General features: G+C 71.9%; 1 protein-coding gene. It reads left to right on the top strand.

The features are described 5' to 3' along the window. Positions 1-316 precede the first annotated feature (316 nt). A partial coding sequence (locus AC1MIR_RS02020; RefSeq protein ID WP_480026515.1) for a hypothetical protein occupies positions 317-506 on the top strand: 190 nt, incomplete at its 3' end.

Raw genomic sequence — 506 nt, 5'->3', positions numbered from 1 at the left:
GCGCGGCTCGGCTTGGCGCCTGGCGCGTGTTCCGGCATCTCTCCCGCCGGGGCGTGGCGCGCGGTGCGCGCCGTCCGGCGGTGCGGGGAAGGATGTGCGTTGGATGCCAACCTTCCCCCCGAGCCTGCGGTCCATGGACCGTTCCTTCCTGCCGCGCGCCGCACCGACGTGACGCTTGCCTCGCTTCGATCGCTGCGTCGCGGCTTCGGCCGGAGGACGCTGCTTCGATGTTCGGCGCGCGAATCGCGTCAAGCGCGTGCGTGCGAATCAGACGTGCGGCATTCGCGCGCAACGTGTCAAACGGAATCGCATCGCGATGCACGACGACACGCATGATTTTCGTCGCGACGACTCTCGCTGCAACTCTGCGCCGCGCGTCGCGCTGCCGTCAGTCGTCGTCGAGAAGGCGGAGAAGGCGGTGCGTCGTGCTGTCGCGACGCGCCGGAGCACTGCCGCGCCGGCAGACGCCGGCGCGGCGCGCCGCGCCACCGGCGTGGCTGGCGCCC

The organism is Falsiroseomonas sp. RANM36, assembly GCF_056682175.1.
This window is presented reverse-complemented; position numbering and strand designations above follow the sequence as displayed.